The 12168-nt window shown below is 39.6% G+C and carries 11 protein-coding genes and 1 tRNA gene; 11 read left to right on the forward strand and 1 reads right to left on the reverse strand.

Annotation, left to right across the window (positions count from 1 at the left end; translation table 11 throughout):
* Nucleotides 1–4: 4 nt before the first annotated feature.
* The 10 genes from FXF36_RS11910 to FXF36_RS11955 all read left to right on the forward strand — a co-directional run bounded on the left by FXF36_RS11910 (nucleotide 5) and on the right by FXF36_RS11955 (nucleotide 9559).
* The gene (locus FXF36_RS11910) at nucleotides 5–1033 is read left to right on the forward strand and encodes a DUF5050 domain-containing protein (RefSeq protein WP_151624371.1); all 1029 of its coding nucleotides are present in this window, start codon (nucleotides 5–7) and stop codon (nucleotides 1031–1033) included.
* Between the two features lie 8 nt (nucleotides 1034–1041).
* The gene (pheA, locus tag FXF36_RS11915) at nucleotides 1042–2178 is read left to right on the forward strand and encodes a prephenate dehydratase (RefSeq protein WP_151624373.1); all 1137 of its coding nucleotides are present in this window, start codon (nucleotides 1042–1044) and stop codon (nucleotides 2176–2178) included.
* A gap of 19 nt (nucleotides 2179–2197) precedes the next feature.
* Entirely contained in the window at nucleotides 2198–3721 is a 1524-nt protein-coding gene (locus FXF36_RS11920; RefSeq protein ID WP_151624375.1) for a Ppx/GppA phosphatase family protein, read from the forward strand.
* 8 nt (nucleotides 3722–3729) lie between these two features.
* Nucleotides 3730–5898: an RNA degradosome polyphosphate kinase gene (locus tag FXF36_RS11925; protein WP_151624377.1), complete on the forward strand. Its 2169-nt coding sequence runs from the start codon at nucleotides 3730–3732 to the stop codon at nucleotides 5896–5898.
* Nucleotides 5891–6706 carry a Cof-type HAD-IIB family hydrolase gene (locus FXF36_RS11930; RefSeq protein ID WP_167511380.1) on the forward strand — a complete coding sequence of 272 codons (816 nt, stop codon included), beginning with the start codon at nucleotides 5891–5893 and terminating at the stop codon, nucleotides 6704–6706. The genes FXF36_RS11925 and FXF36_RS11930 overlap by 8 nt, the downstream gene beginning before the upstream one ends.
* 208 nt (nucleotides 6707–6914) lie before the next feature.
* The gene (gene infC, locus FXF36_RS11935) at nucleotides 6915–7412 is read left to right on the forward strand and encodes a translation initiation factor IF-3 (RefSeq protein WP_151624381.1); all 498 of its coding nucleotides are present in this window, start codon (nucleotides 6915–6917) and stop codon (nucleotides 7410–7412) included.
* A gap of 18 nt (nucleotides 7413–7430) precedes the next feature.
* The gene (gene rpmI / locus FXF36_RS11940; protein ID WP_028236330.1) at nucleotides 7431–7628 is read left to right on the forward strand and encodes a 50S ribosomal protein L35; all 198 of its coding nucleotides are present in this window, start codon (nucleotides 7431–7433) and stop codon (nucleotides 7626–7628) included.
* 45 nt (nucleotides 7629–7673) lie between these two features.
* The gene (gene rplT / locus FXF36_RS11945; protein WP_015549854.1) at nucleotides 7674–8033 is read left to right on the forward strand and encodes a 50S ribosomal protein L20; all 360 of its coding nucleotides are present in this window, start codon (nucleotides 7674–7676) and stop codon (nucleotides 8031–8033) included.
* A 180-nt stretch (nucleotides 8034–8213) separates the two neighbouring features.
* Nucleotides 8214–9230, forward strand: a complete 1017-nt coding sequence (galE, locus tag FXF36_RS11950) for a UDP-glucose 4-epimerase GalE (RefSeq protein WP_151624383.1) — start codon at nucleotides 8214–8216, stop codon at nucleotides 9228–9230.
* Nucleotides 9231–9487: 257 nt separating this feature from the next.
* Nucleotides 9488–9559 (forward strand) — tRNA-Glu (locus tag FXF36_RS11955).
* A gap of 42 nt (nucleotides 9560–9601) precedes the next feature.
* On the opposite strand, the gene FXF36_RS11960 is transcribed toward FXF36_RS11955, so the two are convergent.
* On the reverse strand, nucleotides 9602–10771 hold the full coding sequence (locus FXF36_RS11960; protein WP_151624385.1) for a tRNA(Met) cytidine acetate ligase: 1170 nt from the start codon (nucleotides 10769–10771) through the stop codon (nucleotides 9602–9604).
* 147 nt (nucleotides 10772–10918) lie between these two features.
* On the opposite strand from FXF36_RS11960, the gene FXF36_RS11965 reads away from it, so the two are divergent.
* Nucleotides 10919–12115, forward strand: coding sequence for an acetate/propionate family kinase (locus FXF36_RS11965; RefSeq protein WP_151624386.1), 1197 nt, complete (start codon nucleotides 10919–10921; stop codon nucleotides 12113–12115).
* Nucleotides 12116–12168 lie beyond the last annotated feature (53 nt).

Here is a 12168-nt window from a genome sequence, read left to right on the forward strand (position 1 = left end):
TAGAATGAAGATAGTTAGAAGAGTCATTTTAATTGTTGTTTTTCTTGCAGTTGTGGTTGGTGGTTTTGTTTACAAATACATCAGTACCATGACCCATTTCAATGAGCCTGATACCAATGGAAACACCATTGGAAATCTTTATGGCAATGGTCTGTTTTGCGAGATTGACGACACGGTTTATTTTGCCAATCCAAATGATGGGGACCGTCTTTACAAGATGAACCCTGACGAATCAGATATTCAATATGTTGCCAATGACTCAATATTCTACCTGAATGCTGACGAGCATTATCTTTATTACAGCCGTAACGGAAAGAAGTATAAAGATAATTCACAAATGGGTTTCCTAGGCGTAAACACAGACAGTTTGTGTCGCATGGATCGCAAGTCTAAAAAGGTTACGATTCTTGATGATGCTATCTGCAACGCATGCGCTCTTTGTGGAAACACAGTGATTTATCTTCGTTATGATGCAGAGGAAGCTACCACTTTATATACTGTAAAGATTGATGCTACGGAGCGTGAACAGCTTAGCAAGGTACCACTTGATCCACGCTGTGTTGTGGGCGATAAGTTTTATTATGCAGGCGTTGAAAATGATCACAATCTTCATTCCATGAACATTACTACCAAGGATTCATCTTATGTCTCAGCTGAGAATCTTTGGCTTCCAATTATCATGAAGCGCGATTTATACTTTATTGATTTGGATAACAAGCATCGTGTTTACACTGTTTCTCTTGGTGGAGGTACCAAGACAGGACTTACCTCCTATGGTGCAGTTTGCTATAATCTGAACAAGAATTATCTCTATTACCAGAGCCTGAAGGGCAATCCTGATGGTTTGTATATGGTTGATTTGACTACAGGAGCAGAGTTTTTAATAGCAGAGGGACAGTATAACAATATAAATATTACAAGCAAATACGTTTATTTCCGGGATTATTATTCTGAGGCAACTTTCCATGTTCCAGTGGGAAGTACCAGCGTTAGCTTATTTAACCCGCCAATTAAAGAAGTAGACACAAAATAAGGAGCAGCATGAGAGACTTACAAGACATCAGAGTAGAGATTGACCAGGTAGATAGCGAGATTCTAAAGCTTTTCATCAAGCGAATGGAGCTTGCATGTCAGGTGGCAGAGTATAAAATCGCCACAGGAAAAAAGGTGTACGACAAAGCAAGGGAGGATGAGAAGCTTATCAAGCTTTCATCTTATGTTTCCGACGATTTTAGTCAGCAATCTGTCAAGGAACTGTACACACAGATAATGTCTATAAGTCGCAAAAAGCAGTTCTCTATACTCAGAGAGCGTGGAGTTAATTTTGATACAGGCTTTCATGAGGTTAAGGATTTTGATTTTTCTCAGTCAACAGTTTGCTTTCAGGGCGTTCAGGGAGCATATTCACAGCTTGCCATGTTGGCATTTTTTGATGACAACATGAAAGAAAGCTTCCATGTTGATCTTTGGCGTGATGCTATGGATGCTATCAGTTCAGGCAAGGCAGATTATGCAGTTCTTCCAATTGAAAATAGCTTAGCAGGCTCAATCGAAGAAAATTTTGATTTGCTTTCGGAATACAATGTGGCTATTATTGGCGAACAGATTCTAAAGATTGATCATGCTCTTCTTGGTGTTAAAGGCTCTAAGATAGAAGATATCAAAACAGTTTATTCTCATCCGAAGGCTATCGCCCAGTGTGATGAGTACATTCGTACAAAGCATATAGACTGGGATGTTAAGAACCTTCGAAATACAGCCATGAGTGCTCAAAAGATTCGTGACGATGGAGACAAAACTCAGGCTGCAATTGGAAGCAAATATAATGCGATTCTCTATAATTTAGATATTCTTGAGGAAGCAATTCAGGATGACAAGAATAACGAGACTCGCTTCATTATCGTTTCCAAGGATAAGAAATATCGCAAGGATGCTGATAAAATTAGTCTTTGTCTTGAAATTTCCCATGAGCCTGGAAGTCTTTATCGTATACTTTCAAATCTCATGTTTAATGGCATCAATATGAATAGAATCGAATCCCGTCCAATTAAGGGGGTTAATTGGCAGTACAGATTCTTTATTGACATTGATGGAAATCTTAATGATGAAGCGGTTCGAAATGCACTTATTGGCCTGAAGGAGGAATGCGTTAGTATTCGAGTTTTAGGCAATTACTAGAGGAGAAAAGGGGTTAGTTATGAAGCTTTTTGCAAGCATATATATTGGTTCTTACGAGACCACAATGAAGGTCTTTGAAATTGGCAAACAGCAGAAAAGGATTAAAACTATTGATACTATCAAGGCGCCTTCGGATGTGGTGAAGGATGTTTTGCGTTATGGTAGCATTATGCCAGAGACCACTGATAAGCTTTGCAAGGTCCTGAATGATATGAAAATAGCTATCGACAGCTACAAGGTTGATAGCTATTCCGTTGTTGCGGGTCCAAATATTAGACAGGCTGACAATTCACTCATTGTACTTGAGCAGATAAAGCAGCGCACTGGATTTTCCATTGAGGTTCTCTCTAATTCTGAGCAGCGTTTTCTTGGATATCAGGCGGTGGCATCCACAGATGATTTCGAAGAATTAATTAATGAATCTGCGGTTCTTATAGATATAGGTGGCGTTTCGCTACAGATTACCCTGTTTTCAAAAGGAAAGATTATTACGACTCAGCACCTTAGCATGGGTACTGTTGCTGTAAGTGAAAGTATTAAGAAGCTTGGTTCTTCTTTAACTTCTATGGAACAGATTTATGAGATGATGTACAAGGAGCTTGAGGTCTTTAAAACCATGTTTCTTCGTGATATCGAGCCTAAGTATATGATTCTCCTTGGGGTTCAGGTCAGTACCATTGCAGATAAAATTTCAAGTGTAACCTCTAAAAAAATCAATGTGGAGGATTATCTTACATTTTTAAATAAAATCAATAAGCAATATATAAAGCGTTTCGAAGAAGAACATGACCTGTATCTTGAAAATGAATATCTCATTGAGCCTGTGGTTATGCTTTACAAGACTCTTGCTGAGACCCTTGGACCAAAGGTTGTGGTGGCACCTGGTGTATCTGTTTGTGAGGGCATGGCCTATAATCATTGCTATAACAAAAAGTGGCTCACTGCCAAGCATGATTTTGACAATGATATTATCACGGCTGCCTGGTCAATTGCTAAACGATACGATAGCTACCAGCCTCATTTAAAGGCCTTGTTCAAGTTGTCGGGAGAGATTTTTGATGCAATGAAAAAGTATCATGGCCTCGGAAAGAGACACAGGGTTTTGATGCAGTGTATAGCAATTCTTCATGATTGCGGAAAATATATATCACTGGCAGAGGCCTCCAGCTGTTCCTATACAATTATTATGGCTTCGGAAATCCTCGGCCTTAGTCATAAGGAACGAGAGATAATTGCTACTACTGTAGAGTTTAATAGAAAGCCTTTGGAACCATACGAAAATCTATCTGACAGGTTTACCACAGAGGAATACCTGCTTATTTTAAAGCTCCTTGGTATTTTAAAGGTTGCAAATGCTCTTGATCGTTCTCACAAACAGAAAATCAAAAATGTTTCTATGAGGGTAAAGGATAGAGAGCTTGTTATAACAATCGAGTCAAACAGCTCCCTTGCATTGGAAAAGGGATTATTTAAAAAGAATGCAGATTTCTTTGAACAGATTTTTTCTATCAAGCCTGTGCTTAAAGAGAATAAGCGCCTTTAGGAGGAATTATGACACGTATCAATATTTCAGATTCAAAATATTATGATAATCGCGAGCTGAGCTGGCTTAAATTTGAGCGACGCGTTTTGAATGAAGCTCTTGTAAAAGATCTTCCTATTTTGGAACGCATCAAATTTGTTAGCATAACATCCTCAAATCTTGATGAGTTTTTTATGGTTCGTGTGGCATCGTTAAAGGATATGGAGCACGCTGGCTATACCAAGCCTGATATTGCTGGGATGACTCCTACAGAGCAGCTTATCGCAATCAATGAAAAAACCAGAGAGCTTGTAGATTTCCAGTACAACACCTTTAATAAATCTCTGATGCCAATTCTTCGGGGAAATGGCATTTATTTATATGAGCGATATGAGGATTTGAATCAGGAGCAGCTGAAGTTTATAGATTCATTTTTTATGAGCCAGGTTTATCCGGTCCTTACGCCGATGGCTTTTGATGCCTCAAGGCCGTTTCCCCTTATTCGCAATAAGTCTCTTAATATTGCAGCACTTATTGAAAAAAAGGCTGACACGGTGGGTGTTGGAACTAAAAATGAAAGTGATGACGTGGAGTTTGCCACTGTTCAGGTGCCTTCTGTGCTTCCGCGTTTTGTTTCTCTGCCATCAGATGACAAGAATCATGATTGTTTCATCCTCTTGGAGCAGATAATTGAGCGTAACATGGATAAGCTTTTCCTTAATTATAATGTAGTTGCCGCGGCTCCATATCGTATTATGAGAAATGCGGATTTTTCCATCGATGAAGAGGGCGCAGAGGATTTGCTTATCGAAATTGAAAAGCAGATCAAGTCCCGTCAGTGGGGCGAAGTTATTCGTCTTGAGGTTGAATCCTCTATTAATAAAAAGCTCCTTTCAATTTTGAAAAAGAATCTTGGAGTAAATGAGATTGATATATATAAAATCAAAGGCCCAATTGATTTGACATTTCTTATGAGGCTATATGGAATTGAGGGGCATTCAAATCTTCGTGCACCTAGCTTTAAACCACAGGAAAATCCGCGATTGAGACCTGGTGAGAAGATTTTTGAAGAGATAAAAAAGGGTGATATTCTTTTGCATCATCCATATCAGACCTTTGATCCAGTGGTGGATTTTATTGCTCAGGCAGCATTTGATCCACAGGTTCTTGCTATCAAGCAGACCCTTTATCGTGTCAGCGGAAATTCGCCTATTATTGCAAGTCTTGCCCATGCAGCTGAAAATGGCAAGCAGGTTACTGTACTAGTAGAGCTGAAGGCTCGATTTGACGAGGAAAATAATATTATCTGGGCAAAGAAGCTTGAAAAAGCAGGCTGCCATGTTATTTATGGACTTGTAGGATTAAAGACTCATTGTAAGATAGCTTTAGTTGTCCGCCGAGAGGAGGATGGCATCAGACGTTACGTGCATCTTGGCACAGGAAATTATAATGATTCTACAGCTAAGCTCTATACTGATTGTGGCATGCTCACTTGTCGCGAGTCCTACGGTGAGGATGCTACTGCTGTATTTAATATGCTATCTGGTTATTCTGAGCCTGCCAGCTGGAACAAGCTTGTTGTTGCACCTCTTTGGCTTCGCGACACCTTTGTCAGCCTTATTGACAGAGAGATTCACAATGCTCAGGACGGCAAGGATGCTTTAATCATTGCAAAGATGAATTCACTTTGTGATAAGGGGATTATAGAGAAGCTTTACGAAGCAAATAATGCCGGGGTAAAGATTCATCTGATTATCCGTGGTATTTGCTGCCTTAGAACTGGAATACCAGGAGTAAGCGAAAATATTCATGTTTCATCCATAGTTGGAACTTATCTGGAACATGCACGCATTTTCTATTTTTATAATAATGGTCACGAGGACATTTATATGGGAAGTGCAGACTGGATGCCTAGAAATCTGGACAGACGCGTGGAAATAATGTTCCCAGTAGAGGATGAGCAGCTGAAGAAGCAGGTTAAGCATATTTTGGATGTTCAGCTTTCGGATACTCTTAAAGCTTACGAGATGACAGAAGAGGGAACCTATGTTAGAATAAAGCCTTCAAGAGGGCAAAAACCTGTCGGTGCGCAGGACACCTTCTGTCGAGAAGCTAAGAGAAATAATGAGCCAGAAATAGATTTCATGAAAAAGAGAACTTTCGTACCGATTCTGGCTAATGAGGTTGTTGATGAGTAATAAGCTTTTAGCCGTGGATATGGACGGCACACTTTTTGATGATGATAAAAAGATTTCAAAGGAGAATTTAGAGGCAATTACAAAGCTTTTGGATGCAGGCCATGTATTTGCATTCGATACAGGAAGACCAAACAATGCTTTGAAAAAGATTTTATCAGTCTACAAGGAATTCCATCGAGATAATGTTTACATGCTTGGCTATCAGGGTGTTGTTGGAACAACAATGTTGAGTGATGACATTCTTTTTGGTGATTATATTGATGAAGAAAATGCTATTGAGCTTGTAAATGCTATCCTTGAAGCAAACTTCACCTGTATCGTTTTTGATAACGGATGTATTTATACTTTTAATGACAACCATTTCATTGAAAGCTATAAGCAGCTTTCGAAGGAGCAACTGATTTATATCACAGATGTAAACGAGCTTAAGGGCAAGCACATTACTAAGATAATGGCTGTTGATTACGACTATCCTGAGCATCTTCAGGCTTTTAAGGATGATAATGCATCAATTTTTGATGACAGATTTGAAAGCTTCTTTTCACATTATGCATTTCTTGAGTATGTGAAGCGCGGAACAGGAAAGGGCGATGGAATCAAAAAGCTTGCAGAATTCTTAAATATTCCACTTTCTCATGTTGTAGCCTGCGGTGATGAAAGAAACGACATTAGTATGGTTGAGCTCGCGGGAGTTGGCGTTGCGATGGCCAATGGCAGAGATGAATTGAAGGCTGTTGCAGATTATGTTACAGAAAATGATAACAACAATTCTGGTATAGCAGAGGTTATAAATAAATTTTTTATTTAAAATAAAACAAACTGTTGACTATACCCAGTTTGCGTGTTATATTACCTATGTTGTGAAAACAAAGTAGAGTATCCACTCTCACCTTAGCACTACGTCTTAAGTGACTCGGGTCTTATATTTCACACAAACCTTGTTTGTGATGATTTATGGTGGATATTCTGTATCCACTATTTTTTTATTTATTGGAGGTAGTACCATTAGCGATTTAATGATTAATGAGCAGATTCGCGATAAGGAAGTTCGTGTAATCGGTTCTGATGGGGAACAGCTTGGCATTATGTCAGCAAAGGAAGCTCAGAAGCTTGCAGATGACGAGGGCTTAGATCTCGTTAAGATTTCACCAAAGGCAAATCCACCAGTGTGCAAGATTGTTGATTACGGAAAGTTCCGTTATGAGCAGGCTCGCAAGGAAAAGGAAGCCAAGAAAAAGCAGCACGTTGTTGAGGTTAAAGAGATTCGTATGTCTCCAAACATCGATGCTAATGATATGAACACAAAGGTAAACGCAGCGAAGAAGTTCATCTCTAAGGGCGATAAGGTAAAGGTTACACTCCGTTTCCGCGGTCGTGAGATGGCACACATGCAGTCCTCAAAGCACATCCTTGATGATTTTGCTGAGGCGCTTGCTGATGTTGCAGTAGTGGAAAAGGCACCAAAGATTGAAGGTCGTTCTATGAGCTTGGTGCTTACAGAAAAGAAATCGTAATACAGGAGGAAAATTATCATGCCAAAGATGAAGACAAGAAGAGCAGCTGCAAAGCGCTTTAAGGTAACAGGAACAGGAAAGCTTAAGAGAAACAAGGCATACAAGAGCCATATCTTAACCAAGAAGACTACAAAGAGAAAGAGAAATCTTCGTCAGTCTGCAATCGTTGATTCAACAAACGTTAAGAACATGAAGAAAGTACTTCCATATCTCTAAGATTTGGTTGTAATTAGTTATTGATTTGGTTAGGAGGAATTTAAAATGGCAAGAGTTAAAGGCGGATTAAACGCTAAGAAGAGACATAATAGAACATTAAAGTTAGCAAAGGGTTACAGAGGCGCTAGAAGCAAGCAGTATCGTGTTGCAAAGCAGTCAGTTATGCGTGCCCTTACATCTTCATATGCTGGTAGAAAGCAGAAGAAGAGACAGTTCAGACAGCTTTGGATCGCTCGTATCAATGCTGCAGCTCGTATCAATGGACTTTCATACTCTAAGTTCATGTATGGTCTTAAGCTTGCAGGTGTTGAGATGAACAGAAAGATGCTCGCTGAGCTCGCTGTTAACGACGCTGAAGGTTTTGCAAAGCTCGTTGAAGTAGCTAAGGAAAAGGTAGCTGCTTAATATCTTTAGGATGATAAGAGTCTTGGGATTATTCCCAAGACTCTTTTTTTGTTTACTTTTACCATGTATTTAATTGTTTTTGCGCTAATATATTCAAAATTATACCTTTTTTTAAATCTACATATCTGATATCCTTTATTTTAGTTAACATAAAAGTGTTAATACAAAGGAGGATATGTTATGGCAATTTTAGTTACAGGTGGAGCGGGTTTTATTGGTAGCCACACATGCGTAGAGCTTCAGCAGGCAGGCTATGATGTTGTTGTTTATGACAACCTTTCAAATGCTTCAGAGAAGTCTCTTGAGAGAGTAGAGGCAATTACAGGAAAGCCAGTTAAATTCTATAAGGGAGATATCCTAGATAGAGATAGATTAAATGAAGTATTCGAGAAGGAGCAGCTTGATTCTTGTATTCATTTTGCAGGCCTTAAGGCAGTTGGTGAGTCAGTTGCAAAGCCTTGGGAATACTATGAGAACAATATTGCAGGTACACTTACTCTCGTAGATGTTATGAGACAGCATGGCTGCAAGAATATCATTTTCTCATCTTCAGCTACAGTTTACGGAGATCCAGCCGAGATCCCTATCACAGAGAACTGCCCTAAGGGGCAGTGTACAAACCCATATGGATGGACAAAGTCTATGCTTGAGCAGATTCTTTCTGATATGCAAAAGGCAGATAACGAGTGGAACGTAGTTCTTCTTCGTTACTTCAATCCAATTGGTGCTCATCCATCAGGAACAATGGGAGAAAATCCAAATGGTATTCCAAACAACCTTATGCCATACATCACACAGGTTGCAGTAGGAAAGCTTCCTGAGCTTGGTGTATTTGGTAATGATTATGATACTCCAGACGGTACTGGCGTACGTGATTATATCCATGTTGTTGATCTTGCTAAGGGACATGTAAAGGCTCTTAAGAAGATTGAAGAAAATGCAGGTCTTAAGATTTACAACCTTGGTACAGGTGTAGGTTACTCAGTTCTTGATATTGTAAAGAACTTTGAGGAAGCCAACGATATCAAGATTCCATACACGATTAAGCCTCGTCGTGCAGGCGATATTGCAACATGCTATTCAGATGCTACAAAGGCTAAGGAAGAGCTTGGCTGGACAGCAGAGTACGGCATCAAAGAAATGTGCGCTGACTCATGGAGATGGCAGAAGAACAATCCTAACGGATACGAATCGTAGATTTCGTAAGCGACGAAATAATATATGATATTTGGCGGCTTCTCATACTTGGTAAGCGCGAGCAGGGAAATGCCATGCCAAGCCTGGGAGGGACCTACACCGGGCGGGTGGGGCCCAGGCTTGAGTATGGAGGGTGCCCTGCGGGAGCATGGAAAACTGGGAGGCTGCCAAATTTTTTAAAAAAGTTCAAATTTTTACTTGACTTATTTGCTACGCCATAGTATTATAATCTTCGTCGCAAGGCAAAAGACAAATATGGTTCCTTGGTCAAGCGGTTAAGACGTCGCCCTCTCACGGCGAAAACAGCGGTTCGATTCCGCTAGGAACTGCTAAAAAGCTTCAGAGATTTCTCTGAAGCTTTTTTGTTTATTCTATATGTTTACTAAGCTGAATTTTCTTGTGTATTCATTAGGTGATACATTACTAGTTTTTTCTATTGTAATCACTCTGTGAATATCAGCAGCCCTAATATCGAATTTGTTCACTATGTCAGACGGTTCGGTAACAAGAGGGGCAGATGCGTTTTTCTTAATTTTTCCAAGCAGTGAATTCCCATTTTTAGAGAACCCCAGCATCCTGATGTATGTAATATATTCGTTTGCTTTTGCAGTTTGAAAATCAACATCATGCAGACCTAAAAGGATGTGACAAAGCACACGACTAATTCTTGAATACTCATAGTTTTTAGTTTTTAATAGTTCACAGAATTGAGTATATGATACGAAATCCTTCAGATTGTTTCTTATACGATCAGATAAGTCATGACTACAATCGTGATAATCCTCATAGCTATCCTTTGTAAGTAGCTTGTAATGAAGGATAGGAGATATGTCATTTGAAGAGACAAATGCTGAAGTTTTATATAAATTTTTAACTTCTTCTGGAACGGCAAGGAATTCGTGGTTGAGCTTAAAATGCTGTCTGATTGAAGATGCAGAGCTTAACTGGCCAGTCAGGCTTAAATCATTATATTCGTTCCCTTGGCGCTTCATAACCTGTATATCCATTTTTATATTGTTGGAAAAGATATAGCGGCAATATTCCAGTCCTAAAATGTTATTTGGGGATGAAAGCAGCTCTTCGGAAAGGAATGTCTTTAATGCTTTCGCACGGGCAGCAGCGTAGCTGATTCCGTTGGATACGAGGGTGTTTATTTCGTTGTCTATTGCACCTGAATTCTCAAGCTCTACAAGTTTCTCACCTTCCGAGATAAATAACTCCCTGTCAGGACATTCTGCTGAAAATAAAATACTATCAATAACTCCCGTGCTTGCAAGCAGTTGAACTCCTGCAGATGCAAATTCTCTTGCAGATGAGGTTGCGAAGATTGTAGGAATTTCAAGAATAACATCTGCGCCACACAAAAGGGCAGCATGAGCTCTGGTGTATTTGTCAAAGCAAGCAATTTCACCTCGCTGAGTAAAGCTTCCAGACATTGCTACAACAACCTGGTCAGCCTTTAATACATTCTTGGCATATTCAATTTGGAGCTTGTGTCCATTGTGAAAAGGGTTGTATTCTGCAACGATTCCAACTACCATTTCTTGTTCCTCCGAAAATACTTTTCTTCACTTATTATACATTAATTTATGGTTGTTATGACAAATAATAATGCTATAATAAATAGTTGTTTGAAAGAACTAATAATTAAAGAAAGATTTACATATTTAAGAAAGGAACAATTATTTATGAAGATTTTAGTTATTAACTGTGGTAGCTCATCTCTTAAGTATCAGGTTATCGACTCTGAAAGCGAGCAGGTTCTTTGCAAGGGTCTTTGCGAGAGAATCGGTATCGATGGACGTATCGTATATCAGAAGGCTGGTCTCGATAAGGAAATTACTGATATTGCAATGCCTACACACAAGGAGGCTGTTGCAGCTGTAATCGATGCAATCACAAATGCATCTACAGGTGCTCTTAAGTCACTTGACGAAATCGATGCTGTAGGTCACAGAGTTGTTCACGGTGGTGAGAAGTTCGCAGCTTCAGCACTTATCACAGATGAGATGATTAAGGTTGTTGAGGAGTGTAACGATCTTGCTCCACTTCACAACCCAGCAAATATCATTGGTATTAATGCATGCCGTGAGCTTATGCCAGGCAAGCCACAGGTTGGTGTTTTTGATACAGCTTTCCATCAGACAATGCCAAAGGAAGCTTATATGTACGCAGTTCCTTACAAGTACTATGAGCAGTACGGTGTTCGTCGTTATGGTTTCCACGGAACATCTCATAGCTATGTTTCAAAGAGAGTTTGCGAGTTTGCAAACGCTGATATTAACAATTCAAAGATTATCGTTTGCCACATTGGTAATGGTGCATCTTGCTGTGCAGTATTAAACGGAAAGTCAGTTGATACTTCAATGGGTCTTTCTCCACTTGAGGGTCTTGTTATGGGTACTCGTTCTGGTGACATCGATCCTTCAGCAGTTGAATTCATGGCAAAGAAGGACGGTCTTGATTTCGCAGGTGTTATGAATGTCCTTAACAAGGAGTCAGGTGCACTTGGTGTTTCTGGCATCTCTTCAGACTTCCGTGATCTTATTGCAGCTTCAGCAGAAGGTAATGAGAGAGCAAAGCTTGCTATGGATATGATTGCTTACCGTATCGCTAAGTATGTTGGTGCATACGCAGCAGCTATGAACGGTGTAGATATGATTTGCTTCACAGCAGGTCTTGGCGAGAACAATGCTGGCCTTCGTCAGGCAGTTTGTGATCACCTTGGATTCATGGGCGTTGAGCTTGATGCATCTAGAAATGATGGTCCTTCAGAGGACAAGCTTATTTCTGCAGATTCTTCAAAGGTTAAGGTATACGTTATCCCTACAAATGAGGAAGTTATGATTGCAAGAGATACAGCTGCTATCGTTTCTGCTAAATAGTTAGATGTTTTTTTAAGAAAATGTTTGACAACTACAAACACGCTATGTATAAT

The organism is Pseudobutyrivibrio xylanivorans, assembly GCF_008935055.1.
Classification (GTDB): domain Bacteria; phylum Bacillota; class Clostridia; order Lachnospirales; family Lachnospiraceae; genus Pseudobutyrivibrio; species Pseudobutyrivibrio xylanivorans_A.

What these genes read in the sequence shown, in the direction of transcription:
- FXF36_RS11925 (WP_151624377.1), top strand. Translation starts at nt 3,730, where the DNA reads ATGACACGTATCAATATTTCAGATTCAAAATATTATGATAATCGCGAG.
- infC (WP_151624381.1), top strand. Translation starts at nt 6,915, where the DNA reads ATGATTAATGAGCAGATTCGCGATAAGGAAGTTCGTGTAATCGGTTCT.
- FXF36_RS11965 (WP_151624386.1), top strand. Translation starts at nt 10,919, where the DNA reads ATGAAGATTTTAGTTATTAACTGTGGTAGCTCATCTCTTAAGTATCAG.
- galE (WP_151624383.1), top strand. Translation starts at nt 8,214, where the DNA reads ATGGCAATTTTAGTTACAGGTGGAGCGGGTTTTATTGGTAGCCACACA.
- pheA (WP_151624373.1), top strand. Translation starts at nt 1,042, where the DNA reads ATGAGAGACTTACAAGACATCAGAGTAGAGATTGACCAGGTAGATAGC.
- FXF36_RS11930 (WP_167511380.1), top strand. Translation starts at nt 5,891, where the DNA reads ATGAGTAATAAGCTTTTAGCCGTGGATATGGACGGCACACTTTTTGAT.
- rplT (WP_015549854.1), top strand. Translation starts at nt 7,674, where the DNA reads ATGGCAAGAGTTAAAGGCGGATTAAACGCTAAGAAGAGACATAATAGA.
- rpmI (WP_028236330.1), top strand. Translation starts at nt 7,431, where the DNA reads ATGCCAAAGATGAAGACAAGAAGAGCAGCTGCAAAGCGCTTTAAGGTA.
- FXF36_RS11910 (WP_151624371.1), top strand. Translation starts at nt 5, where the DNA reads ATGAAGATAGTTAGAAGAGTCATTTTAATTGTTGTTTTTCTTGCAGTT.
- FXF36_RS11960 (WP_151624385.1), bottom strand. Translation starts at nt 10,771, where the DNA reads ATGGTAGTTGGAATCGTTGCAGAATACAACCCTTTTCACAATGGACAC.
- FXF36_RS11920 (WP_151624375.1), top strand. Translation starts at nt 2,198, where the DNA reads ATGAAGCTTTTTGCAAGCATATATATTGGTTCTTACGAGACCACAATG.